Source organism: Agathobacter sp., assembly GCF_977054825.1.
The window spans coordinates 38,851-63,193 of record NZ_CDRTEH010000015.1 but is presented as its reverse complement, the minus strand read 5'-3'; the positions used below and the strand labels follow the sequence as shown (position 1 = coordinate 63,193).

General features: G+C 40.4%; 22 protein-coding genes and 1 pseudogene. 8 read left to right on the top strand and 15 right to left on the bottom strand.

The features are described 5' to 3' along the window. Window positions 1-212 precede the first annotated feature (212 nt). A pseudogene (locus ACW6PM_RS10975) lies at window positions 213-335 on the bottom strand (MYG1 family protein); the annotation flags it as partial. Window positions 336-522: 187 nt separating this feature from the next. Here ACW6PM_RS10975 and ACW6PM_RS10970 point away from each other — a divergent pair. Further along, entirely contained in the window at window positions 523-831 is a 309-nt protein-coding gene (locus ACW6PM_RS10970; RefSeq protein WP_456057178.1) for a DUF1016 N-terminal domain-containing protein, read from the top strand. A gap of 23 nt (window positions 832-854) precedes the next feature. On the opposite strand, the gene ACW6PM_RS10965 is transcribed toward ACW6PM_RS10970, so the two are convergent. Next, window positions 855-2,039, bottom strand: coding sequence for an MFS transporter (locus ACW6PM_RS10965; RefSeq protein ID WP_456057177.1), 1,185 nt, complete (start codon window positions 2,037-2,039; stop codon window positions 855-857). A 268-nt stretch (window positions 2,040-2,307) separates the two neighbouring features. On the opposite strand from ACW6PM_RS10965, the gene ACW6PM_RS10960 reads away from it, so the two are divergent. From ACW6PM_RS10960 to ACW6PM_RS10950, 3 genes are all read left to right on the top strand, one after another. After that, the gene (locus ACW6PM_RS10960) at window positions 2,308-2,691 is read left to right on the top strand and encodes a GntR family transcriptional regulator (RefSeq protein WP_306775044.1); all 384 of its coding nucleotides are present in this window, start codon (window positions 2,308-2,310) and stop codon (window positions 2,689-2,691) included. Between the two features lie 15 nt (window positions 2,692-2,706). Then, window positions 2,707-4,110 (top strand): PH domain-containing protein, encoded by a 1,404-nt coding sequence (locus tag ACW6PM_RS10955; protein WP_456057176.1) that lies wholly within the window; start codon window positions 2,707-2,709, stop codon window positions 4,108-4,110. A gap of 401 nt (window positions 4,111-4,511) precedes the next feature. Continuing rightward, complete coding sequence (locus ACW6PM_RS10950; protein ID WP_456057175.1) at window positions 4,512-5,183, top strand: methylated-DNA--[protein]-cysteine S-methyltransferase; 672 nt, start codon at window positions 4,512-4,514, stop codon at window positions 5,181-5,183. A gap of 177 nt (window positions 5,184-5,360) precedes the next feature. On the opposite strand, the gene ACW6PM_RS10945 is transcribed toward ACW6PM_RS10950, so the two are convergent. The 4 genes from ACW6PM_RS10945 to ACW6PM_RS10930 are packed head-to-tail and all read right to left on the bottom strand — an operon-like array spanning window position 5,361 to window position 7,618. Then, the gene (locus tag ACW6PM_RS10945; protein WP_456057174.1) at window positions 5,361-5,894 is read right to left on the bottom strand and encodes a hypothetical protein; all 534 of its coding nucleotides are present in this window, start codon (window positions 5,892-5,894) and stop codon (window positions 5,361-5,363) included. 15 nt (window positions 5,895-5,909) lie between these two features. Then, window positions 5,910-6,791, bottom strand: coding sequence for a zinc-ribbon domain-containing protein (locus ACW6PM_RS10940; protein ID WP_456057173.1), 882 nt, complete (start codon window positions 6,789-6,791; stop codon window positions 5,910-5,912). Window positions 6,792-6,807: 16 nt separating this feature from the next. Then, window positions 6,808-7,134: a hypothetical protein gene (locus ACW6PM_RS10935; RefSeq protein WP_456057172.1), complete on the bottom strand. Its 327-nt coding sequence runs from the start codon at window positions 7,132-7,134 to the stop codon at window positions 6,808-6,810. 4 nt (window positions 7,135-7,138) lie between these two features. Then, window positions 7,139-7,618: a zinc-ribbon domain-containing protein gene (locus ACW6PM_RS10930; RefSeq protein ID WP_456057171.1), complete on the bottom strand. Its 480-nt coding sequence runs from the start codon at window positions 7,616-7,618 to the stop codon at window positions 7,139-7,141. A gap of 153 nt (window positions 7,619-7,771) precedes the next feature. On the opposite strand from ACW6PM_RS10930, the gene ACW6PM_RS10925 reads away from it, so the two are divergent. Continuing rightward, window positions 7,772-8,080 (top strand): helix-turn-helix domain-containing protein, encoded by a 309-nt coding sequence (locus tag ACW6PM_RS10925; RefSeq protein ID WP_308651514.1) that lies wholly within the window; start codon window positions 7,772-7,774, stop codon window positions 8,078-8,080. 80 nt (window positions 8,081-8,160) lie between these two features. Here ACW6PM_RS10925 and ACW6PM_RS10920 read toward each other — a convergent pair whose 3' ends face one another. Both ACW6PM_RS10920 and ACW6PM_RS10915 read right to left on the bottom strand, forming a co-directional pair. Continuing rightward, on the bottom strand, window positions 8,161-8,328 hold the full coding sequence (locus ACW6PM_RS10920) for a hypothetical protein (protein ID WP_456057180.1): 168 nt from the start codon (window positions 8,326-8,328) through the stop codon (window positions 8,161-8,163). A gap of 614 nt (window positions 8,329-8,942) precedes the next feature. Beyond that, window positions 8,943-10,952, bottom strand: coding sequence for a beta-galactosidase (locus ACW6PM_RS10915; RefSeq protein WP_456057170.1), 2,010 nt, complete (start codon window positions 10,950-10,952; stop codon window positions 8,943-8,945). A 164-nt stretch (window positions 10,953-11,116) separates the two neighbouring features. Between ACW6PM_RS10915 and ACW6PM_RS10910 the strand changes: the two genes are divergently transcribed. Further along, the gene (locus ACW6PM_RS10910) at window positions 11,117-11,983 is read left to right on the top strand and encodes an AraC family transcriptional regulator (RefSeq protein ID WP_456057169.1); all 867 of its coding nucleotides are present in this window, start codon (window positions 11,117-11,119) and stop codon (window positions 11,981-11,983) included. Window positions 11,984-12,283: 300 nt separating this feature from the next. After that, window positions 12,284-12,655 (top strand): hypothetical protein, encoded by a 372-nt coding sequence (locus ACW6PM_RS10905; protein ID WP_456057168.1) that lies wholly within the window; start codon window positions 12,284-12,286, stop codon window positions 12,653-12,655. Between the two features lie 22 nt (window positions 12,656-12,677). Here ACW6PM_RS10905 and ACW6PM_RS10900 read toward each other — a convergent pair whose 3' ends face one another. The 5 genes from ACW6PM_RS10900 to fsa form a co-directional block, all read right to left on the bottom strand. Then, window positions 12,678-15,359 (bottom strand): InlB B-repeat-containing protein, encoded by a 2,682-nt coding sequence (locus ACW6PM_RS10900; protein WP_456057167.1) that lies wholly within the window; start codon window positions 15,357-15,359, stop codon window positions 12,678-12,680. 155 nt (window positions 15,360-15,514) lie between these two features. After that, window positions 15,515-17,038: a helix-turn-helix transcriptional regulator gene (locus ACW6PM_RS10895; protein WP_456057166.1), complete on the bottom strand. Its 1,524-nt coding sequence runs from the start codon at window positions 17,036-17,038 to the stop codon at window positions 15,515-15,517. Between the two features lie 30 nt (window positions 17,039-17,068). Then, window positions 17,069-18,736 (bottom strand): AAA family ATPase, encoded by a 1,668-nt coding sequence (locus ACW6PM_RS10890; protein WP_456057179.1) that lies wholly within the window; start codon window positions 18,734-18,736, stop codon window positions 17,069-17,071. A 182-nt stretch (window positions 18,737-18,918) separates the two neighbouring features. Then, window positions 18,919-20,415, bottom strand: a complete 1,497-nt coding sequence (gene araA / locus ACW6PM_RS10885; RefSeq protein ID WP_308669257.1) for an L-arabinose isomerase — start codon at window positions 20,413-20,415, stop codon at window positions 18,919-18,921. 128 nt (window positions 20,416-20,543) lie between these two features. Next, on the bottom strand, window positions 20,544-21,197 hold the full coding sequence (gene fsa, locus ACW6PM_RS10880) for a fructose-6-phosphate aldolase (RefSeq protein ID WP_456057165.1): 654 nt from the start codon (window positions 21,195-21,197) through the stop codon (window positions 20,544-20,546). Between the two features lie 274 nt (window positions 21,198-21,471). Between fsa and ACW6PM_RS10875 the strand changes: the two genes are divergently transcribed. Beyond that, on the top strand, window positions 21,472-22,260 hold the full coding sequence (locus ACW6PM_RS10875) for a DeoR/GlpR family DNA-binding transcription regulator (RefSeq protein WP_456057164.1): 789 nt from the start codon (window positions 21,472-21,474) through the stop codon (window positions 22,258-22,260). 63 nt (window positions 22,261-22,323) lie between these two features. On the opposite strand, the gene ACW6PM_RS10870 is transcribed toward ACW6PM_RS10875, so the two are convergent. Then, window positions 22,324-23,778, bottom strand: coding sequence for a tetratricopeptide repeat-containing diguanylate cyclase (locus ACW6PM_RS10870; RefSeq protein WP_308669254.1), 1,455 nt, complete (start codon window positions 23,776-23,778; stop codon window positions 22,324-22,326). A 29-nt stretch (window positions 23,779-23,807) separates the two neighbouring features. After that, window positions 23,808-24,320, bottom strand: coding sequence for a 5-(carboxyamino)imidazole ribonucleotide mutase (purE, locus tag ACW6PM_RS10865; RefSeq protein WP_456057163.1), 513 nt, complete (start codon window positions 24,318-24,320; stop codon window positions 23,808-23,810). Window positions 24,321-24,343: the final 23 nt, after the last annotated feature.

The following is a 24,343-nucleotide window of genomic DNA, read 5'->3' as shown; positions in this document are numbered from 1 at the left end:
CAGCTGACGCATAGTATAATTACCATTGGTGTTGTTAGTTAGTAGCATAATTAATTATACCAAAAAATCGCTCAGACCTCACGGTCTGGGCGATTTTTTTCTAGGGGAGTTTTTTTACAGCCCCTTTTTATTATGACGGAGATTGCAGAACGTGTTTACGCGACAATTATTTTTACAGCACTAAAAAATGCACGACTTTTATTACTTCTTTTAAAATCATCAGGCACACTGTTGCCCCTTGTTATGCTAATCTCAGGGTTTATATACAAAAGCAGGGCTGATGAGAACACATCATCTGCGTGAAATTTGCCGCCATGTGTAAAGGCACAGGCATCCTATGATTTATCTGGATATTTCAAATGATAAAAAAGGAAAAACTACCGGAAAAAGTAATTGAGAGGAGTGGAGAATCTTGATATAATTAAATATAGTGATTTAAAAAAGTTTATAATTTCTCGCTAAAATGGTAAAAATGACATTGTGACACCACTGGTGTCACAATTCGAAAGGTGGAATATTTGTATGGGTAATGATTTGATGTCGGCAGCTGGATTAATCCATATAATTGAGGAATCTAGACAAAATGCATTAAAAAAAGTAAATGAGGAACTCATCAAAATGTATTGGAAAGTAGGTGAGTTCTTAAGTAAGGAAACGGAACACGCTTCGTATGGCGATGCATATATAGACGAGATTTCAAGAGAAATACAGGAGACATTTCCTGGTATTAAGGGATTTAACCGAAGAGGTCTTTATAGAATGAAAAAATTTTATGAGACTTACAAGTTTATGCGTTTTGATATGATTGTAATGTATTCCTGTTTCATTTGACGCCTCCCTGATGCCATATGTATCTATTGTACTCTATCTCTTATCTCTTTATATCTATATATTCCTGCAAGTAAAAGCACAGGTGCCACAATTCCCGCAAGTATTCCAAGCCTCATATCGCCTGCCGCACCTGACACAAAGCCTACCAGTGTCGGACCTGACGAACAGCCCAGATCTCCTGCAAGCGCCAGCATGGCAAACAGAAGCGTTCCTCCTCTTTTCAAAGCTACAGATGCCTTACTGAAGGTCCCCGGCCACATGATACCTACGGAGAAGCCACAGATGCCGCAGCCGATCAGCTCCACAATCGGTATAGGTATAATTGAAATACACAGATATGACGCTATACAAAGCACACAGCTTCCTTTCATGAATTTATCCAAATCAATTCTGTCACCGTATTTGCCATAAATCAGCCTTGAAAGACCCATGAGTATCGAAAATGTCATCGGTCCAACCAGATCTCCCATTGTCTTTGCAATTCCAAGCCCTTCCTCTGCAAATGTGGATGCCCACTGGCTCACCGCCTGCTCAGATGCACCTGAGCACACCATCATCAACATCAGTACCCAAAATATTTTTTCCCTAAAAAGCTCCTTTATGCTCATTCCCTTATCACCCTCATCCGTGAGGCTGTATATCGGAACCTTTGTGAAAAGTATCATGTTTCCTATCGGAATAATTGTCCAAAAAAGCGTAAGCACCTTCCAATGCGCTATCCCAAATATCGTAAAAAAGAGCGTAGATATAAGCACAACTCCCGTACATCCCCAGCAATAAAACGAATGTAAAAGACTCATCGCAGCCTCCTTGTTGTCTGTGGGACAGGCCTCTATTATCGGACTGATGAGCACCTCTATAAGCCCACCTCCGACAGCATAAATGCATACCGCAATAAGTATTCCCACAAAATGATTTGCACACAGCCCCGGTAGAGCTGTAAGAAGCGCCAGTCCAAGTGCTGCACAGATATGTGCTATTATCACAGAGGCTCTGTATCCTATCCTGTCAATAAAACCTGCGGAAAGCATATCAACCAATAGCTGTATCATAAAATTTACAGTAATAAGCAGTGTAATCTGCTCAATCGGAATATGGTAGCTTTTCTGAAATGTCACAAACAAAAGCGGTACAAAGCTATTTACTATTGCCTGGACTATGTAGCCTGTGAAGCAGGCGTATGTCGTCTTTTTGTAATCAAATGTCATGAATTTATACTCCTGTCGTATTTTTCTTTTACGTTGTGATACGTTATGATATCTTATAACTCTTTAATCATAATTGGAATATTCAAAATGTCAATATAATTGATGCTAAAACATCCGTTGACAGAATGTTTTTTCTGTATTACTATATATAATACAAGCAATACAATTATATCACTTAAAAATTTTTATCAGGTTACAGCCTGCTCATAAATATTGATGCATTTCAAACAGGCTATGACATATAAACGGTAGGATTAAGGAGGTTCACATGATAATAGAACTCGACATGTCAAGCAGTACCCCGATATATGTACAGCTTAGAAACCAGATTGTAAAGGGAATAGGCAAAGGCGAGCTAAAGACCGGCGAAAAGCTTCCAACCGTGCGCCAGCTTGCAAGCGATGCCGGTGTAAACACAATGACGGTCAATAAAGCCTATCAGATTTTGAAAAATGAGGGATTTATCCGTACAGACAGACGGCTCGGCGCTTTTGTGTCGGAATCCATCGCAGATGATACCGACTTCACTGAAAAGCTGGAATCAGAGCTTGAGCTTTTAAGTGCTGAGGCTTGTCTAACCGGAATGAGCCGTGAGGAATTTTTATCAATGTGTGATAAGTTCTACTCCGAAATGAGTCCATGCGCAGTATAAAGGAGAGATGTTTTTATGGGAATTATGATGTTTACTATATTTTTTGTTACTGATCTGTTTCTAATACTTATTTTCCAGTTCGCTCTATCCCCTGCCTACAGGTATGCCAACGGAATGTACCTCGGTGTGCATATCCCGACCGAACACAAAAATAATTCTGATGTCACAGATCTTGTTGCCTCAGCAAAAAAAACTCTGAAACATTTTCAGATAATAAATGCCCTTTTATGCACAGCAATAGCCTTTATTACTTTTGCAAACCTTGGGATTTTTACAATTTTGTATATGGCATGGCTTTTTGAATACTGCGTTCTTATCGGTTTCTTGCAGAACAAATACCACAAGAAACTGTATGCACTTAAAATGCAAAACGGCTGGCTCATTGAGTCACAACGTCAGAAAGTCTACATCGACACCCGCGTTTCGGCTGACGCAGGAAGCTCACCACTTAGCTTCAAATGGCATGTCGTACTGCTGATAGTCGATATAGCTGCATTTATCCCATACCTTGTAAACGGTGATCCTCACTATAAGATATTTATGTATACATTTTTCATATGCTCGCTTTCCATAAACGCTGTCGCACTGCCTTTTCACATTTTTGTCAATCACAGTGAACGAAAGGTATACAGCGAGGATTCAAAGCTCAATCAGATCATAAGCACTACCATGAAAAAATACAAAGGAACTGCGCTGCTTCTCATGAGCTTTTTAAACAGTATCGCCTGGATATTTGCTGCACTATCCACATATATCAGTGGTACTTTTTCAAATACATATTTCTATGTGTATATATCTATTCAGCTCATATCTGTCTTTTGCCTTATTGTCCCTCTTTTTATGGCGGAAGCCCGGAAAAAAGAGCTGCTTGACTCAGATTTACATCCTATCTATGTGGATGATGACGAATACTGGAAAAGCGGATATTACTACAATCCAAATGACACACATCTGTTCGTGGATAACCGCATGCAGTCCGGCAATTACAGCTTAAATTTTGCAAAAAAAGGTGCATGGATATTCTCCGGTGTCACCGCTGCTGTCATAATCGGATGCATTATTTTTGCACTTTGTGCCATTTTACCGCTCATCAATTTAAAGGAAGAGATCACGCTTACAGATAACGGTATACTTACCATTTCTGCCGGTGGCTATACAAGCGAGATTGATGTAAATGACATCACAGAGCTTAAGCTTCTGGGCGAGCTGCCGGATGACAGTTTCCTGCGTACAAACGGAGCCTCTACCGACAGCTACGATATCGGCAGATACGAAGGACGCACCCTTGGAAAATGCAGCCTGTATGTATTCGACGGATACTCTCCTATTCTCATGATAAAATCGGATGATACATTGGTGTTTGTTAATTCTAAGGAAGATGGAGAGATAGAGAGACTATACGTTGAATTAAGTCAATAAATTGTCATTTCGGAATTGAACATTTGTTCCTTCTATGTTATACTGTAATTGTATAATTGAAAAGAAAGCAGGATGTGATTTTCTGATGTTTTATGCCCTCTAGTATTACGAAAGAGGGATGATGCCAATGAACACGTTAGAAGTGCTTACGCTTTTATTAGTTGTTTTTGCGGCTCTATCTTACATAGATAACCATAACGACAAAAAGAAATAGCATCCCACTCTACCAAAGTCTGATGCTATTTCATAGTCTCAACTGAGGGCAATCGGATAACACATCCGATAACCTTTCTAAGTAGATTATACACCAGGGCATTTGTATTTTCAAGTGCCCTGCATCTATTTTATGTTACTGATATGCAGTGATTACTATATATCTATGAAGAAAGCAGGCAAAAGCTATGAAAACGCGACAAGAAGCATTAGACTACGGTTTATCTTTTCCAAATACATATCAGGAGGCCCCATTCCACGACCCAAACTGGCAGCTCATCCGCGTAAAGAACAGCAAAAAGGTTTTCCTGTGGACCTACGAGCGCAATGGTTTTATCAACTTAAATGTCAAGGTATCTCCTGCATGGCGAGACTTCTGGAGAGATGCCTTTCCATCGGTCATCCCCGGCTGGCACCAAAACAAGGACAACTGGAATACCATCATTCTCGATGGCAGCATACCTGATGACGCTATAAAAAACATGATTTCAGACAGCTATGACCTTGTCACCTATAATCCGACCCGGCTCATATATGAGGCTGTAAAAAGGATTCCAAAGGGCTGTGTTGCCACATACGCACAGGTTGCTGAGCTTGCAGGCAATAAAAAAATGTGCCGGGCTGTCGGCAATGCCCTGCACAAGAATCCCAATCCTGATGAAATTCCATGCTACAGGGTGGTAAATGCAAAGGGTGAGCTGTCAGGGGCTTTTGCCTTCGGCGGAGCCGATGAACAGGCTAAACGGCTAAGAGCGGATGGCATTGAGGTCATAGACGGCAGGGTTGACCTTGATAGATATGGAATACGGGTTGTAGATGATGTTATATATACAAAAACAACAGTGGAACCATTTACTTAAATAATGGTTCCACTGTTGTTTTTACTCATTACATCTTAATAATAGCCATTACGAAAAACCCAATCCATATGTTATGCCCCTCCTGCCATATAAATCTACTTGAATTATCACGATACGAACTGGAAAACGCCTTGTTGCCCCAGCGCAAGAAGAGGTTAAAATATTTTATTTTTTCTTCTATAATCTTACCCAGCTTCCCTCTCCATCTACAAAATCATCTCCAAACTTTCGATAAGATCCACTGCTATCTTTATATGTCTCGCCCCATCTAATATAATTTCCATCATAATCATAAAAACCAGATCCCCATTTGCACCAATTCCCCTTACAGTCTATAAAATCGTCTCCAAAATGTCTAAATGCACCTGAAGCATCAACGTAAGTTTTTTTATTGGCACTTATATTTTGTTTTGATTTTTCATAATACTCTCTATCCTGATAATCTATTTTCTTATCCTGCACGCTTAACATTTCTGCCAATATTAAAATAAAGGCGAAAATTGAACAGATAATTAGCATAATGGTATCATGATTTGAAATCCAATCCACAACTGATGAGTCATACCAAAAATTTATTCCGATACATATTACCCATATTATAGCTCTTAACACCCAGCCACCTATCACACTTGCAATAAAAGCAATTATTATTCCAAATATACATCCTACAATTGTAAACAAAGTTGATAAAATTTTTTTAATCGTTCCCATATTATTTACCCTATTTTAAGTAAACAGCAAGCTGACTATATATCCTTTTCCACTTTTTTCCATTTCCCGGAATTCATATACTGTACCAAAATCGTCATAGTAGCATGCCATTATTTGTTGGGATGTATCACTATCCCATCTCAATATTTTTGTTTCTTCATCTTGACTATCTGGAACTCCGTATTTTTTCTCAAATTTATGAAATTCATCATCTGTTAAATAATAATGAATTTCATAAATTTTTTGACTCTCTCCATCAAACGAAATCGACATTCCATAATGTGCTGTTATACCATTTATCTCAGCATCTTTGTAATATATAAATGCAATCCTACTTTTATCTACGCCTATATTTTTTAATTCATATATTTGTTTTTCTTCATTAAATACTTCGTCTCCTATCGGCCAGTACCTTATAAAATCAGGCTCTTTTGAAACACTTTTCTCATTATTTACCACATCATCTGCTGTAGTCTCACTTGTATACCCTCTATCCATATCTTCAACAATTTTATTGCTATCACTTTTTGCCTCATCATCTTTTTGATCATCATTCTTTAAAGTGTTATCTTTATCTTCAGCAACAAAATAGTCTTTATTATCCGCATTATTTACCGCATTATTATTATTGTTTTTAGTAGAGATTACCTTTGTAACAATAAAAACACCACAAATAATTATTACTAAAATCACAGGTAAAACGACCTTAGCAACAGATTTGTGCCGTGTATTAACAATGACTACATCTTCTATTTTTTTCTCGTTATTATCCACAACTTTCTGCTGTTGCACAGCATTATCGTTTGACATCTTACGGATAGGATGTATTTCATTTCCACACTTAGGACAAAATTTAGAATTATCTGCAATTTCATTTCCACAATATTTACAAAACATTTGTCTTCCTCCTATATTAAATTTGGTTTTGTATAATAGTCTGCTGTATATCAGAAATCATTTTTTTCATTTTCCTTTTAGGTATAATTGCCGCAAACCCTTCAAGATCTGACTCGCCTGTAACTACATCTCTTGTCCATCCACTTAATAAAACAGAATGATCTGTAAAAGCTGCACTTATAAACTGCATTTTTACAACCACACCATCACCTTTTCCCCATACAGTTTCACCATCAATTGTTTTGGGATCAAAGCCGTATGATCTTGCAATTTTATCAATAATACTTAAAACCAAATCTACATTATGCGTTTTCATAGGCACTTCAATTATTGTTCTGCTCATTCTCTTACCTCAACTTATTACCACATACTTCACAAAATTTTTGTTCTATATCTACAGCATTTCCACAATTACTGCAAAAACGCTTTTTCTCCATAGACCCAATGCCATTCACTTGATAATTTGTAACATTATTATTTTTTATTAAACATCCACAACGGGGACATTTTATTGTATCCACTGTAATCGGTAATGCACATTCAGGGCATATATTACCAGTCTTATTTACAGTACCAATAACACTACCCTGCATATGCTTATTTGTATAATTCTTTTGAATTAATTTAACCACAAGCTCAAAAATACCACATACTATGAGTAATATTCCTACCCATTTAAATGAAATCACTTGCAATTCATAATTTGTAAATGGCTTATGAAATGTATATCTGCTATTTGTCGATATTTCTACCTGAGCTGCAATAAATAAACTAAATCCCACTATCAAATCAATAGCACAAATAATCCATCCAATTGTTTTTTTCATCACATTCTCCTTTTCTACGACATGTCATCGCTTTTAATCTTCTATATTTTCAATAATATCATATTATTTCCGTTATTTCAATTCAAATAACGCTTTATATCCTCTATATTTTATCAAATATAGGATAAAATACATAAAAAGTGAGGAAATTATATGTATGACATCCAATTTGCAGAACGCTTAACACAATTACGAACCACCAAAGGTGTATCAGCTAGGGACATGAGTTTATCTCTTGGACAGAATCCCGGATATATAAACAATATAGAGAGTGGAAAAGCTTTGCCATCTATGTCAGTTTTCTTTTATATTTGCGACTATTTCCAAATATCTCCAAGAGATTTTTTTGACATTGATAATAATTCGCCTGAACAATTAAATAACATTATTGAAGATTTGAAATGTCTAAGTTCTAACCAATTGACATATCTATCTCCTCTAATCAAAGATTTAAAAAAATAGTCAATTTGAGCACTTGAATTATCAAGTGCTCAGATTGTAGATAATGTTATATATACAAAAACAACAGTGGAACCATTTACTTAAATAATGGTTCCACTGTTATTTTTACGCATATATTCAATGATTACAGCTACTATACTCTCTGCATTATCAAATTGTTTTTGAGCTTCTTCTTTCGATGCAATAAAAAAATCATCATAATCACTTTGCTCTCTTTTTTGCTTTAGTCTTGCAAGATTTCTTCCTATTTCACGATCAAATATACCTGTTGCAACATAATTTTTATTAAAATATGCTATGATTTAAGGCGCACTTTTCCAGGCTGCCTAAATATTTGAGCAGCTTACGGAAATTTAAACTGCCATGTCCCAGTAAAGCGCTGAGCCTTTGCCCTCTCCGCAAATCCAGTATGAACCATCATTTTTATTCTTTAGCATAATATTCCCCACACTAAATTAGCACAATGTACAATAGCCATAGGTTGATAGCAGACAGGCCTTGGGTAGCTGTAATCCATAAAACTTCTAAAACAGCACCCCAACCTAGCCCAAAAGTTGGAAAAATTCCGGAAAAAAGTAGCTGAAATCACTAAAAACCCAAAAACAGCTCTAAAATATAGCCTGTTATTTATATTTCCATGATCTTTTTTTTGCCGGTCTTCACTGATCTGTAAAACCGTACCATCACGCAGAGTAACATGAGAGAAGCTTATCTTACATATAAATCTGCAATTTACCGGCTCCATCCTTATTTTTCCCGGATGCTATATCGTCCCATAGCTCACTTCCGTCAGAAAAAACTTCTATATTCACTTTTATCTCTGGCTTTACTATATACTTTAATTTACATAATTAAGGTTCTCTTATAGCGCTTCCTGAAGTATCTTCACATCCCACTTATTCATCACATCGCCCTCTTTAGCTGTTTCTCCGGTGATCAGGTCAACCTTTCCTGCAAGGCTTGCAGGGAGAGTCTGCTTTTCATCAGTGAAATTCATCACAAAGTAAAAGCGTGTATTTTCGCTCTCGCGGCATGTGATTTCAAGACCTGTCTCTTCAGCAATGACACCTGATACAGACACTTCATCTGTGGCTTCATCAAGCACCCTTGCAAGTCCGGCTGCTTCAAGCTGTGTGGCAACATAGTATACATGGCCTTTTCCGTAGCTGTTCTTTGTGACAGCAGGCATTCCTGCATAGAAATCGCTTTCATATGTAGCGAGAACCTCTGCTCCTTCCGGGTGCATCAGGTCGCACAGCAGATTGCATTTATATTCTTTTCCATCAGAAAAGCTTACAGTGTTTGACTGCTCAGGTGCGAGAGCGTCAATCTCCTCAACCCAGACACCTGCCATCTCGCGAAGAGGTCCCGGATATCCGCCCAGATGCACGTTGTCAGACTGGTCCACAATACCACTCATAAATGTTGTAATGAGAGTACCGCCGTTTTTCACAAACTGCTCAAGCTTTTCCTTCATGCCTTCCTTTACCATGTAGAGAACTGGTGCGGCAATCACTTTATACTTTGAAAAATCACCATCAACCGGAATCATATCTACAGAGATATTTTTATTATAAAAATACTCATAATAGCGGTGAATCTGGTCAACATATTTAAGGTCCCTGGTAGGTCCGCTTGTGTACTCAAGTGCCCAGTAATTGTCCCAGTCAAAGATGATTCCCACATCTGACTTATTGCGTGTGCCAAGTGTCCTTGTGCCGAAGCTTTCAAGCTCCCTTCCAAGCTGTGCGGTTTCTCTGAATACTCTTGTGTCGTTTGTTCCGACATGTGCTATTACAGCACCGTGGAATTTCTCGCAGCCACCCTTGCTTCGTCTGAGCTGGAAGAACTGGATAGTGTCTGCACCGTGGGCTATGGTCTGATAGCTCTGTGCACGCATCTGTCCCGGACGCTTCAATGAATTGTAGTGCTGCCAGTTCTGCTGGCTTGGAGTCTGCTCCATGAGCATGAAAGGCTCATCCTTAAGACTGCGCATCAGGTCGTGAGTCATCGCAACCATGCTCCATGGCGTGTCGTATGCAGGGTAATTATCCCACGAAACGATATCCATCTCCTTAGCCCACTTGAAATAGTCAAGTCCCTTGAAGGTACCCATCAGGTTGGTTGTGACAAGTGCATCAGGAATGATAGCTTTCACTGCATCGCGCTCCAGCTTATAGCAGTTCAGCATGCTGTCAGAGTAAAAACGTCTGTAATCTGTTGATATTCCGGCAAAGCTTGTCGTGCCACCCCATGCCTCCTCGCTGAGCTCGTTAGGTACGACTATCTCATCCCAGTCATAGAAGGTGTGTCCCCAGAACTCTGTGTTCCAGGCATCATTTACGGCATCAAGAGTCTTGTACTTATCCTTTAGCCATACACGAAACTGCTTCTGGCAGTTGTCACAGTAGCAGTATCCGCCGTACTCGTTATTGATGTGCCATACAGAAATATTTTTATTGCCGCTATAGCGTTTTGCGAGCTCTGTCGCAAGAGCCTTTGCGTACTTCTGATATACCAGGGAGTTCGGACAGAAATTGTGTCTGGCTCCAAATTTATGCCGGCGTCCCTCGTAGTCGGTGCTCATCGTCTCAGGATATTTCTTGACCATCCATGCAGGAAGTGCCGCTGTGGATGTTGCCATGACGATGTCATAGTTTTCTTTTGAGAGCATATCAACTATCTCGTCGAGCTCTGTGAAATTATACTCATTCTCAGAAGGCTGTATTTTAGCCCATGAAAAAACGTTGATTGTGGCACTGTTGATATGGGCATCCTTAAAGTATGCCATGTCCTGCTCCCAGACCTCCTTAGGCCACTGGTTTGGATTGTAATCTCCTCCAAAAAGGATTCTTTTGAATTTTGACTGCATTTTTTACCTCCGTTATGGTATTAACCCCAATATTATGATATTCTTAAACTATAAGTGTGTTTCCTTATGCACTAATCATATAATAGATTTACGGAAAATAGTATAACATCATAAACCAAATTATATAACATTCTGAAACTAAACTGTTTTTAAAAGGAGAAATCATGCCTATTTATTTTGGAAGCAATTTCGCAAGAGAACCGTTTCAATTCGACTCTGTCGGTAACGACTGGGAGCAGGAAAGCGTGACGCGCCCGGAAGGATATCCGCTGTACCATTATTTACAGACAAAGGAGGGCGTGGGTGAGGTGACGGTATACAGTAGGAATCAGGCTGTTTCAGACAATGTTTTGTCAAACAGTCATACGATTGAACTGCAAAAGGGACAGGGGATTCTTATTGCGCCAAATGTGCCACACTCCTATCACAATAAAAACATGACCTCCGGCAATACCCTGCCCTGGAAAACAGAGTTTGCCACTTTTACAGGGACAATGGCGGCAGCCTTCAGGGAAATGTTTGATGAAAAGGAATATCGGCTGATTGATGAGAATAAGGGAATTGAGGTGTCGGAAGCAATTAACAAGGCTGTAGAAGATTTCAAGGAACGCTCCAGTGATACGCAGATGCTCTCGCTCGACTGTTATGGCATCATGCTTTTGCTCTCGGACCAGTCTAACCACACACACGACAGTGATGACCAAAGCTATGTGCGTTTTATAAAGCCTGTTATAGATGCTATAGAAGAACGCTACATGGACGATATCAGTGCTAAGGAGCTTGCCGATGGTGTATTTGTATCGCAGCAATATCTATCGCGTGTTTTTACGGAGTTTATGAACTGCTCGGTGTATGAGTACCTGACCAACTATCGCATCAATAAAGCCAAGGAATTACTGCTTATAAACAGCAGACGTAAGGTGCAGGATATAGCATCTGATGTGGGATACTCAGATGCCAGCCATTTTATCGTCATGTTCAAGAAACTTACCGGGATGACACCGGCGCAGTTTCGGAAGCTGCATATATAAGAGGATGCAACTGTTTCTGGTATTTAATAGGGTTTGATGTTAAGATATATTTATCAGAAAATATGGTACGAAAATGAATAGCTACAATTGTTTTATAAGAATTAGGAAGTGATAATATGAGTGATAGAAACCGGATATTTTTTGAGCTGTTTTGGGGTTTTTAGTGATTTCAGCTACTTTTTCCCTGGTCTTTTCCGGATTTTGGGCTAGGTTGGGGAGCTGTTTTGTGGATTTCAGCGGTTTCAGCTACCTTTTTTGGAGATTTTTCCGGCTGTTTCACTGGGTTTGGGGAGTTGTTTTGTGGATTTCAGCAGTTTCAGCTACTTTTTTCCGGATTTTTTCCGGCTGTTTCGCTGGGTTTGGGGAGTTGTTTTGTGGATTTCAGCAGTTTCAGCTACTTTGTTGGAGATTTTTCCGGCTGTTTCGCTGGGTTTTGGGAGCTGTTTTGTGGATTTCAACGGTTTCAGCTACTTTTTTCCAGAATTTTTCCAGCTTTTGGGCTGGATTTGCGGAGAGGGCATTGGAACAAAACAAAAAAGAGAGCAAAGTGATTATGATGATTTTTTTATTGCATCGAAAGAAGAAGCTCAAAAACAATTTGATAATGCAGAGAGTATAGTAGCTGCAATCATTGAATATATGCGTAAAAACAACAGTGGAACCATTGTTTAAGTAAATGGTTCCACTGTTTTTATTAACTACGTTTTCTTCTTAATGAAACAACTATAGCTGCTGCTCCGATAATAAACACAATAAGCATCAGGTCAGCCTGCATATTATCGCTTGTTTTTGCTGACTTTGCCTTCTCTGTTTTCTTTGACTCATTTGATTTTTTAACATCTTTTGCTGCATTCTTTGAATCAGACTTGTCCTTATATGCTACTGCATATGTTGAAAAACGATCCGTAGCAAAAGTCAATGTGCCATCTGCTTCATTGAACTGCGGAGTAATGATATCAGCAACGCCATCATGTACGCGGATAATCACATAGCTTCTTACTTTTGTATTGTCTTTATTCAAAAGATCATCAGAGAGTTTATATAAGATATCCACTGGTTTTGACAGCTTTGTGATATTCTTCTCAATAATCGCCTTACTGTCTGCATCCTTGATATTTAGCATCATTGTGATATCAAGGTAAGCGCCTACTGTATACTCATTTTTTGCTGTATCAATAAGCTTTTTGTCTGCATCATTTGGTGTAAACGCCTCAACCTTTTTGGTGATTGACGTGTTCATGCCACTATAAATAGCATCAATCTCTTTATCTGTCAGACCTGTAATCGTTTCAAGAATCGCAGCTGTTTTGGCATCAAGCTGCGGCTTATCTATAGACTCAAGCTCTGCAATAATATCTCTTGCTTCATTATAGCATCCGGTATAACCATTATACTCATCAGTCACACCTTCTTTTTCCTTCTCCTCCTTTGAAAATGCATTATAATACTTTTTCAAAAGCTCGTAAGTCTTTGCCAAATCTGCATATGACTCAACTATCGCATTTCTGTCTGATACAGCTGTGTCATAGGCTGTAATAATATTTGTCTGATTTTTAATCGCCTCATAATAATTCCTGCGTGAGCCTGAGATGTTTTTTTCTTCATCTCCACGGAAAGCACTGAGTGCCTTGTCAAAACTGTCAAGCTGTTTGCCATAGACATCAGACATATTAGCATAAAGTATGAATGACGGGCTTAGCAGAACTGCCTTTACATCCTCCATAGCACCGGCAATCTCACCTTTCAGCTGTTCTACACTTCCTGCTGATTCTTTATAGCTTGATTCTATATCCTCTGCCAGCTGCTTATCTATAGGAAGTTTTTTTACTGCTTCATACGCTTTTTTAACATTTTCAGCATTTGCTGCCAATTTGTCCGGTGTTACGGCATCATATGCCTCACCTGCTTTGTCAGTAGCTGCTTTTGCTGCCAAATACAAATTATTTACAGTCTTTTCATCAGTGCTCTTTGTCTCCAGATATGTGGTGACCGCACCTGTCTTTCCCAATTCTTCATCGCCAAAGCAGTCGGTGACTGAATTCCAAAACAGCTCTGTTGGTGCCCAGTATTCTTCAATTGACTTCCAATAAGCCTCAACCCTTGTATTCATAGCTTCTTCGTCTATTGTTTTCTTTACTATGACATATGTTGAGAACTTATTTGTCTCAAATGAGATTTTGCCGTCTGAAACTGTTGCATCAAGCACATCATAGCTTCCATTGTGCTCCCTGACAACTGAATACTCACTGCTTTTATCAAAACCTTTGATAGCAACATCAAGTCTGATTGGTTTCTCAAATTCAGTTATATCATTTACCCAGTAATTATCAGCGCTGATTTCCTTCATATTTGTTCCCTTGCTTACTATATTTTGAAGGGAAATATCCAGATTGGCAACAACCTCTTTCTTTACTCCATCTGTAGTATCAACCATATTATTGGCCTCTGCAGTATCTGACTTGCTGTCTGATACATCTATTTTCAGATTACCTGAGTTTGCCGCGTTTTCTCCATCTGCAATCTCAACATCTCCTATTTTATCAGATCTAACCTCGGCAATATCATCAGCCTTTACAAAGGCCCCCTTGAAATGCACATTTGTCTGTGGCATTGTGAAAGTAAATGTAGATTTTTTATCCTGCGGTACAAGAGTATTTCCATTAAGGGATACACTGTCAAGCTGATAGCCATAATCCGGAACAAGCTCAACAGTCACCTGCTGCCCCGGTTCTACTACCAGATTTCCACCATCCTTATTACCCGGATTACTTCCATACATATCCCAGTCTGTGAAATCTGTCTTGTCACCTACTTTGATGATTTTCGCCGTACCATGCTCCAGATATGCATCCTCACCATATCTCTTTGCATCATATGCCCACGTTACTGTGTGGCGTACCTTATCTATCTGGATAAAGGTCTGACCAGCATTGATTTTCACTGCATTACTCTTTCCTATCTGCACAGGTGTCTGGAGCATATAGCTGCGTGCTTCATCTGTCAGATATGCCATGATGCTTGTAACAGCTGAATCAAACTCATATGAGCTTCCCTTCTTTTGTACCTTTGAATTTGCATCTGACGCAAGCCCCTTCAACGACTTATAATTTGCCCCATTATCAAGACTTACCATTACAAGTGCTGCCAGTGTATCAGTGTCTGCCGCATCGCCCTCCACACGAAGCTGTATTGTTTGTGTTGCTCCCTGTGGCGGCCTTCCCGGCTGCTCTCCCGGCTGTGGTTCACCCGGTCTGCCCTCACCCGGCTGCTGATTCTCATGCTGCTCCCCCTCTGCCCATGCGCTCTGTGCCGGTGCAATCGCAAGCACCATAACAAGCGCAAGCATAACAGCCATTATTCTTTTGATTTTATTCATACTGCCTCTTCTCCCTTCCACGCATACTATATGATGACACTCTAAGTGCATGTCATTTATGCGTTTTACAAGTTATTACGATAGGAGAATTGTACCATTACACACAAAAAAAGGACAGTTGACATTCGTCTCAAAATGTCAAAAGTCCCATAAAATCACTGTTTTTCACGCGTCCAGCTGTAATAGAACTGTACCAGTCCCATGCGCGCCTTGGTCTTGGTTTTTTCGTTCATATTTGCAATATGTCTGTAGAGGGCTGCGCGCGAAACTGCCAGCTGCTTTGCCACCTCCTGCATACTTTCATCAGAATGCAAAAGATAAGCAAGCACTTCGCCCTCACGCGGTGTGAGATTAAATTCCTGCACAAACAGCTCAAGCAATTCATCATCTGTCATTTTAGCAGCCTCATGGACTGTTATATCAGCTTTGTCCTCTGCCGGTTTCTTCCTATACACATTTTCCGTATTATGCGATTCAACAGATGAATATATTTCTGTATCACCCCTGCGCAGCTGTTCATGATAAACAAATACAATCACACTGGTCACCGCAAACAATAGCACCCCGATAATCATGGTAACATACTGCGGTGCTCTCATGATATAAAGTGATACTCCTGCCACCACTACAGCTGCTGTATTGTTCACGGCTCTGCCAATCCCGGCCCAAAGCGCCGGCTTATCAGTATGACATGCAAATATCATAAATCTTGAAGCAAAATAGACTGAGAAAAATCCTGCTGAGAGATAAAAAATGATAAGCCCTATCATAAAAGGGCCTCCACAGCTAATCACAATCAGACATGTTGTGGAAAGCAAAAGCACTATATACATGATAAAGTCCATCATCCTATTATCATCCGTACTATATAAAAATCCGGCAACAATACCGCTGTATGCCAGAATGATTCTGGGCCACTGCCCGATATCCACACTTCCTGCAGCATGAACCAGTGTAACCGCATTATCAAGTGTTGCAAACACAAATGTCATGACAAACACAATCAATATAAGGATTATTCCAAGCTTTTTAGGCGCATACCCATAGCCCTTATCTGCACTCCCTGTATCCGTATTTTCCACAGAAAATACAACATCAGAGCATGTATATCCACATGCCTCACATAAGCTCCCGGCACAGAATACTGTCATAATAATCATAGCCGCCGCAAGAAAAATCACCTGACACACACCATCCGCTATCAGGTTATTGTGCACAAGCTGCAGCAAAATTCCAATTCCGTATGATATTCCTGCCAGCTGTGTAATCCCATTTAAACCATCATCAAGATGCTTCACCGCAAGAGCCGCCTGTGTATGAATCAGGCTTCCAAAATAGCCTAGCACAATAAACAAAATAATTCCAAAAAGCAGCTCTCCTGCATAGCTTCCTGTCAGATATATGCCTATCATACATATCAAGGAGAGTGCCCCTGAAATGCATGGTATTATTTTTTTATTAAAGCTCTTTTTGTCACATATTCTGTCAATAAAATAATATGACAAAAACCCCGGCACGCTGCTGCCTAAAATAAAGCTCTGTGCCATAACCACACCGTTTGAATCAGTAAATACAGCCATTCTGTTATCAAACATATACTCGCTGCACAGAAAGATAAAATAAAAAAGAGCAAGCGAAATAATATTTCCGGATAGTTTTTTTATACTATTTATATTCATCTCACCTGCTCCTTAACACCAATAAATATTTCATGCTTTCACCATACACCGCTTCTTAAAGAAAGCGATTCCATAGCAGAGCACCTCATCATAATCCTCTTCAAGCTGCTTTGCATACATCTGATTCTCTATCTGCTTTAAAGCTTCATCACACTCATACTCAAGCTTTTCAAGCTGTCTTGTGTATTTTGCTTCAAACACTGCTACCCTGCCATGTATCTGGTCCTTCACCACCACATCACTTCTGCCATCGCCATACTCCTTATTTGACTCCACCATATAGCCTGCTCCGGCAAAAATTCCTGCTAGAAATGCATGGTAAAAATCCTCTTTGTAATCATGATAACTGATGGTTCTGCGTAAGAGCCTGTTTAATTCGTCCTGAAGCGCCTTTGTATTACCGCTCCAGACAGCATCAAACAATGCGCTTCTGTTCCATTTTGGTGCACTCTCATCAAACCATCTGATGACAGTTGTCTCATAAATTTCTCTGATTTCCTCGTTTGGTATTTTAAGTGCAGTAAACCTGTCCGGCAATGGATTTTCCAGCTCGTCAGCCCGGACACTTGTCAAATATCCGGTCAGGTACAAAATGCTCCACAGGTTCTCTTCCGATGAATGAAGATAGTCATATGTCAGATTTTCATCAACCTGCTGCACGATATATCCTCCTGAAAGAAGTGTCTCAAGCTTTTGAGTAATGCTGCTTCCTGCATAGTCGATAAATGATCTGATAATTGCATTATCACTTGTATTTCTCCAATAGCTAAGTGGTTTTGCATCAGGCTTGCGCTGTAAATCAAGCACGTAATTCATCACATCCCACGGACAATAGACATCCACATCTCCAAAATGATATCCATCATACCATTTTCTTATATTTTCCGACTGATTTAAAATATCAGCAGCCTTTAATATCTCATCCACCTCACTCTGAACAAACCCAAAATACTCTGTAAGTCGTGAGTCTGCAACAGAATCCGAAACAAAATTATTCGTTCCCGTAAAAATACTTTCTTTTGCAATCTTAAGACAGCCTGTTACAACCGCGAATTTTAAGGCGCAATTATCCTTCAATACCTGCATAAGCCCCTTCATCATATCAAGCATCTGTCTGTAATAACCACCTGCATTTGCCTTTGCAATAGGCACATCATACTCATCAATAAGCAAAATAACCTGTCTGCCATAATACAAATTCATGAGCGTTGTAAGAAGCCGTAAGCTGTTCTTAAGCTCTGTCTGCGTTGCCTCTCCCGCAGCAATATTTCTAAATGTCTTTTTCTGGTATTCAGTAATCTTATCATCATCAAGCAGATACAAATGCTCATTAAAAAGCTCTGCGATAACGGAAGAAAGCATAGCACATGCACTGTCAAAATCCAGACCATCCACCTGACGGAATGATACAAAAATCACAGGCCATTTATTCATCCATTCACCACACAGACTCTGATGTGACATAATATCAAGACCCTCAAATAACACCTTCGAAGCTTTTCTTACATCAAAAAAACTCTCAAGCATACTCATAGCCAGTGTCTTTCCAAACCTGCGCGGTCTGGTAATCATAGTAACCTCCGTCCCCGGTGACTGTAAAAGCTCATATATCAGGTTGGTTTTATCAACATAATAATAATTATTCTGTCGTATTTCTGTGAAATTTGAGATTCCTACCGGAATGTTTAATGCCATAATATACGCACTCCTTCTGCCTGCTTTCTGATAAAGTTATAGTAACATTAAACAGTTATAAATACAAGAAAAGTAACTGTATTTTTGTATCATTCACAACCGACAAACGCCAAATCCCGGGTTGTCCGTACACATCTTAGTGTGACAGACAACCCGGGATTTCAATTATTAAGTGTAACTATATTCTACTTGTAGAAAATATTTCCAAGCATAAGATCCTTCTTGAAGTTTCTGATGGTTGTATCATTGTCGATAAATACAGCCTCAATACCCATCATGGCTGCCCACTCGCCCATCTGCTCAGCAGTAAGGTCATATGTGAACGCTGTATGATGTGCTCCTCCTGCAAGTATCCATGCCTCTGCACCTGTGTAAAGGTCAGGCTGTGGTGTCCAGAAGTTTGTTGCTACAGGAAGCTTTGGCATAGGCTTCTCTGTCTTCTTGCAGTCAACTGTATTGATAATGAGACGGAAACGGTCACCCAGATCAACAAGTGATGTGGCAATACCGGTGCCCTCCTTTGATGTAAATACAAGTCTTGCCGGATCCTCTCTGTCACCCATTGTAAGAGGCTGGCACTTGATGCTGATAGGACCGTCTGCAATTGACGGACAAATCTCAAGCATATGAGCCTCGAGTATTCCCTCTTTGCCCTTCATGAGATTGTAGGTGTAGTCCTCGAGCATTGATGTACCCTTGGCATCCTTCATTCCTGCTGTCATGATCTTCATGAGGCGGACCATTGCTGCAACCTTCCAGTCGCCCTCTGCTCCAAAGCCGTAGCCCTTTTCCATGAGACGCTGGATTGCAAGTCCCGGAAGCTGCTTTAATGCGCCAAGATCACCAAAGTGTGTTACGATTGCCTGATAATTTTTCTCCTCAAGGAATCTCTCAAATCCAAGCTCAATCTGTGCCTGTACCGCTACATGCTTCTTGAACTCCTCAGGATCTCTGCCCTCAAGCAGGATATCGTATTTGTCATAGTACTCATCAACTAAAGCGTTTGTGTCTGACTGCGAAACTGCAGCAACAGACTCTGCGATTTCATTTACAGGGTAAGCATCCACTTCCCAGCCAAACTTTATCTGAGCCTCTACCTTGTCGCCCTCTGTAACTGCAACATTTCTCATGTTGTCAGCTACACGCATTACACGGATGTGGCTGCTCTCTACCACACCGACTGCTACACGCTGCCATGCTGCAATCTTTTCCTGTACCACAGGATCTGACCAGTGTCCTACAACGACCTTTCTCTCGATACCCATACGTGTGACAATGTGTCCCCACTCTCTGTCACCGTGAGCTGCCTGATTCTCATTCATGAAGTCCATATCAATTGAATCATATGGAATCTCCTCATTGTACTGTGTATGTAAATGAAGTAACGGCTTTCTGAGCTCCTTGAGTCCTAAAATCCATGACTTTGCAGGTGAGAATGTATGGCACCATACTATAACGCCGGCACACTCATCATCTGTATTGGCCTCGTTGAAGGTCTTTCTGATGAGCTCATTTGTGATAAGTGTCGGCTTCCAGACTACCTCAAACGGAAGCTTTCCTGACCCATTTAATTTGGCTACAATCTCCTTTGAATGTGCTGCAACATTTGCAAGGCACTCGTCTCCGTACAGGTCCTGTGAGCCGGTGCAGAACCAGAATTTGTAATTTTTTACTGCTAACATAGTTCCTTCTCCCTTGTTTTTTTATATTGTACCATATAAATATATATTACGTAATGCATAAATGATATTAATATACACGTATACCACCGATTATATACGTCTGGTACGGCTATTTGTAAAGCAACCTACTAATCCCCAAATACAGCTCTGTAATCAGCCTGGAACTTCTCGATTCCCTGATCTGTAAGCGGGTGCTTTGTCATCTGCTCGATAACCTTGTAAGGAATTGTTGCGATATCAGCTCCTGCAAGTGCACAGTCTGTGACATGAATCGGGTTTCTGACTGAAGCTGCGATAATCTCTGTATCATATCCATAGATATCAAAAATCTCTGAAATCTGTCTGATCAGCTCAATACCCGGCTGGCTGATATCATCAAGTCTGCCAAGGAAAGGTGAAACATATGTAGCTCCTGCATTTGCAGCGAGAATTGCCTGATTTGCAGAGAAAATAAGTGTAACGTTTGTCTTGATGCCCTCAGCAGAAAGTACCTTGACAGCCTTAAGACCCTCAACTGTCATAGGAATCTTAACTACCATGTTTGGATGGATAGCTGCGATTTCGCGGCCCTCTTTTATCATGCCCTCTGCATCAACTGTTGTAGCTTTTACCTCTCCGCTTATCGGTCCGTCAACGATAGATGGGATTTCTTTAATTACCTCGTTGAAATCTCTGCCCTCTTTTGCGATGAGTGAAGGGTTTGTTGTAACTCCACAGATGACTCCCATATCGTTTGCTTTCTTAATGTCCTCGACATTTGCTGTGTCTACGAAAAATTTCATTTAATAATACCTCCGTCTTATATAATTTGCGTTTACTTTTATTTGCTGATATAAATATAACACTTCAAAAGAAAAAATGCAATAGTAAAAGCAAATAAAAGTAAAAATAAATGTAAATAAATATAATTAAATACCACCAAACAAAAGCAAACATAAAAAATTGAAAATACTGGCTTTATTTACTAATTTGAGTTATTATATATTTATGTAATGCTCTGTGATAAAAATATGTACGTAAAAATACAACAGAAATCAAAAAGAAAGAGGAAAATCTATGCTGCAATTAGAAAGACAACAAAAGATTCTCGATTATTTAAAAGAAAACAGAAAGGCCACCACCAATGAGCTCAGCGAGCTGCTTGGTGTATCGACCACGACTATAAGAACCGATTTAAACCAGATGGACAAGGAAAAGCTTCTGACAAAGACCCACGGCGGTGCTATCTACAAGGACAAAACCCATGACATGACCGATTTGACCTCGAGAGCCTATCTGTTCCATGACCGCGCTCTGGAAAACAAGGATGCCAAGGAGGAGATTGCAAATGAGGCGATAAAGCTCGTGAGCGACCATATGTGCATCTTCCTCGATGCCAGCTCCACAGCCTACACCCTTGGCATGAAGCTTTCAGGCTTTACGGAGCTGACCGTCATCACCAATGGTATCAATCTGGCTTTAGAGCTAAAGGATACCCCGGGTGTCACAGTCATCCTGACAGGCGGTATCGTAACCAGTGCATCTGCATCCATAGAGGGACTGCTTGGCGCTGATTTGCTCAAAAAGATACACACAGATATCGCATTCGTGTCTGCCAGAGGCTTTTCAGTGGAGGACGGACTGACTGATTTCAGTATATACGAGGCTGATTTGAAGCGCATGTGCATCAAGGCCTCTGCCAAAACAGTGGCTCTCGTGGACCACACCAAGTTTGATACCACATCCATATCAAGCTATGCATCGCTTGATGACATAAATATGGTAATCACCGACTCAGGTATCTCCCCTGAGACAGCAGATATATATGAGAAGGCCGGCACCGATATTGTTATCGCCGGAGTCTAAAAAAAGACACGCACCGATTTACGGCTGCGTGTCTTTTTAGTTTTATCTTTTATGCTTAAGGCATCAGACTATCTTATATGCATTTCTGCCCTTTTCCTTCACGTCATTGAGCACCTCATCCACCGCCTTAAACAGCTTCGAGAACTCATCCGGCACCTTTACATCCGGGGCAATAACATATGCCTGTGATACAGTCAGATATTCATCCACCTTGGAGCTCTCATGAAGTATCTGTTTTTTGGCAAGCTCCAGTCTTATATGCTCGGCTAAATTTTTAATAATAGCCTCATCTGTTTCCTTCAGGATTATGTAGAATTCATCGCCATAGAAATGATAGCCCATGCCCTTATCTTTGATGCTCTCATTTATTATGGTTGACACTTCCTTTAGCACTGCATCGCCTGTAACCCTGCCACTGTTTCTGTTAAATGACTTGAAGAAGTCGATATCCACTACTCCAAATGTGATTCCTGTACCGGCGGAATCCTGGTTTTCGCTCACGAGCTTTTCAAAATCATTTCGCATCTTGAACTTATTGCCCATGCCGGTAAGCATATCCGTGTAGTTGAGTCTGACTGCCTTACGGCGCTCATACTCAGTCTCCTGAAGCTGAAGCTTTAGATCGATTGTATCGCCCAGACGCTTTATCTGCTCCTTCACCTGCATAGAGTGGAGATTTGCGTAATATACACAAAGCTTGTTGTATGCTTCTGTATCACCCATGGCGCTCTCATATTTCATCCACATCTTGACACAGGTTTTCTGGAAAAAGATATTTTCTGTTTCTACAGCAAATCTTTCATACTCCACAATTACCTTTTTCCATGCATCGAACTCGCCCATATGCATGAATAAATTGCAAAGGCTTAGTATCTCAAGCACATAGTCCGCTGAATTGATATTGTTTATCGCACCCTCAACCAGCTCGTCCACATGATCCCTGACCTCATCCTCATTTCCCATCTTCCATAGCAGATGTGCCTGTGACATGTCTATCAGAAATCTGTTTTTTGTACTGCCCGCTATCTCATTAAAGAGTATCGCGTCCGTAAGATGCTTTTCAGCCTTTTCAAACTCGTTAATTCCTGTATATGATATGCACAGATTCAGATGAAGCATGAGAAGCTGCTGATAATAGCTTTCCCTCTCTCCGTGCAGTGGCGGCTTGCACAGCTCCAGTGCTTCGTTGAAATATCTGATAGCCTTTTCATACAATCCAAGCTCCATGTAGAGCGAGCCGATATTATTGTTTACAAGCATGATTATCTCTGTTGAGCCCTGCTCCACAGCTACATCCATAGCCTCCAAATAGCAGTCAATTGACATGCTTACATCTCCAATGGATGCATATATGACTCCCATAAAATTGACAGTCTTTGCCATCTGCTCATATGCGCCACAGCTCTTATAAAGACCGGCTGTCTCCTGTGCTTTCTTCTCTGCCAAAAATAGCTTATTCTCCCCAAATAAGGCTACTGCCTCATCCAGACTCTTGTCTGCCTTTTGCAATATACTCATAAAAACCCTCCTATAGATGACAATCCAATCTATTTCTCAGCAAGATACTGCTTATATCCAATCTGTTTCAGTTTCGCATCCTTTGCTACAACCTGAGCCTTCATATCGGCTGTATACTTTTTGATCTTCTCAAGGATTGCCTCATCACCTGCTGCGAGTATCTTTGCTGCAAGGATCGCTGCATTTTTTGCACCGTCAATGGCTACTGTGGCAACAGGCACTCCGGGTGGCATCTGCATGATAGAGAACACTGCATCCATTCCATCCAGATTCTTTCCTGAAAGCGGTACTCCGATAACAGGAAGGGCAAAAAGTGCTGCACACATGCCCGGAAGTGCTGCTGCCATTCCGGCTCCCGCTATAATTACCTTTACATCTCTTTCCTCAGCGCCTCTGGTCCACTCAATAAGCTCATCAGGCTCACGGTGTGCCGAGATGATTGTAAGCTCATACTCTATACCAAGCTCCTCAAGCATATCTGCTGCTTTGCTCATCACCTTTAAATCCGAGTCACTGCCCATAACTATTCCAACTTTTGCCATTTTATCCTCCTTATATGTCTAAA

What these genes read in the sequence shown, in the direction of transcription:
- ACW6PM_RS10970 (WP_456057178.1), top strand. Translation starts at nt 523, where the DNA reads ATGGGTAATGATTTGATGTCGGCAGCTGGATTAATCCATATAATTGAG.
- ACW6PM_RS10965 (WP_456057177.1), bottom strand. Translation starts at nt 2,039, where the DNA reads ATGACATTTGATTACAAAAAGACGACATACGCCTGCTTCACAGGCTAC.
- ACW6PM_RS10960 (WP_306775044.1), top strand. Translation starts at nt 2,308, where the DNA reads ATGATAATAGAACTCGACATGTCAAGCAGTACCCCGATATATGTACAG.
- ACW6PM_RS10955 (WP_456057176.1), top strand. Translation starts at nt 2,707, where the DNA reads ATGGGAATTATGATGTTTACTATATTTTTTGTTACTGATCTGTTTCTA.
- ACW6PM_RS10950 (WP_456057175.1), top strand. Translation starts at nt 4,512, where the DNA reads ATGAAAACGCGACAAGAAGCATTAGACTACGGTTTATCTTTTCCAAAT.
- ACW6PM_RS10945 (WP_456057174.1), bottom strand. Translation starts at nt 5,894, where the DNA reads ATGGGAACGATTAAAAAAATTTTATCAACTTTGTTTACAATTGTAGGA.
- ACW6PM_RS10940 (WP_456057173.1), bottom strand. Translation starts at nt 6,791, where the DNA reads ATGTTTTGTAAATATTGTGGAAATGAAATTGCAGATAATTCTAAATTT.
- ACW6PM_RS10935 (WP_456057172.1), bottom strand. Translation starts at nt 7,134, where the DNA reads ATGAGCAGAACAATAATTGAAGTGCCTATGAAAACGCATAATGTAGAT.
- ACW6PM_RS10930 (WP_456057171.1), bottom strand. Translation starts at nt 7,618, where the DNA reads ATGAAAAAAACAATTGGATGGATTATTTGTGCTATTGATTTGATAGTG.
- ACW6PM_RS10925 (WP_308651514.1), top strand. Translation starts at nt 7,772, where the DNA reads ATGTATGACATCCAATTTGCAGAACGCTTAACACAATTACGAACCACC.
- ACW6PM_RS10915 (WP_456057170.1), bottom strand. Translation starts at nt 10,952, where the DNA reads ATGCAGTCAAAATTCAAAAGAATCCTTTTTGGAGGAGATTACAATCCA.
- ACW6PM_RS10910 (WP_456057169.1), top strand. Translation starts at nt 11,117, where the DNA reads ATGCCTATTTATTTTGGAAGCAATTTCGCAAGAGAACCGTTTCAATTC.
- ACW6PM_RS10900 (WP_456057167.1), bottom strand. Translation starts at nt 15,359, where the DNA reads ATGAATAAAATCAAAAGAATAATGGCTGTTATGCTTGCGCTTGTTATG.
- ACW6PM_RS10895 (WP_456057166.1), bottom strand. Translation starts at nt 17,038, where the DNA reads ATGAATATAAATAGTATAAAAAAACTATCCGGAAATATTATTTCGCTT.
- araA (WP_308669257.1), bottom strand. Translation starts at nt 20,415, where the DNA reads ATGTTAGCAGTAAAAAATTACAAATTCTGGTTCTGCACCGGCTCACAG.
- fsa (WP_456057165.1), bottom strand. Translation starts at nt 21,197, where the DNA reads ATGAAATTTTTCGTAGACACAGCAAATGTCGAGGACATTAAGAAAGCA.
- ACW6PM_RS10875 (WP_456057164.1), top strand. Translation starts at nt 21,472, where the DNA reads ATGCTGCAATTAGAAAGACAACAAAAGATTCTCGATTATTTAAAAGAA.
- ACW6PM_RS10870 (WP_308669254.1), bottom strand. Translation starts at nt 23,778, where the DNA reads ATGAGTATATTGCAAAAGGCAGACAAGAGTCTGGATGAGGCAGTAGCC.
- purE (WP_456057163.1), bottom strand. Translation starts at nt 24,320, where the DNA reads ATGGCAAAAGTTGGAATAGTTATGGGCAGTGACTCGGATTTAAAGGTG.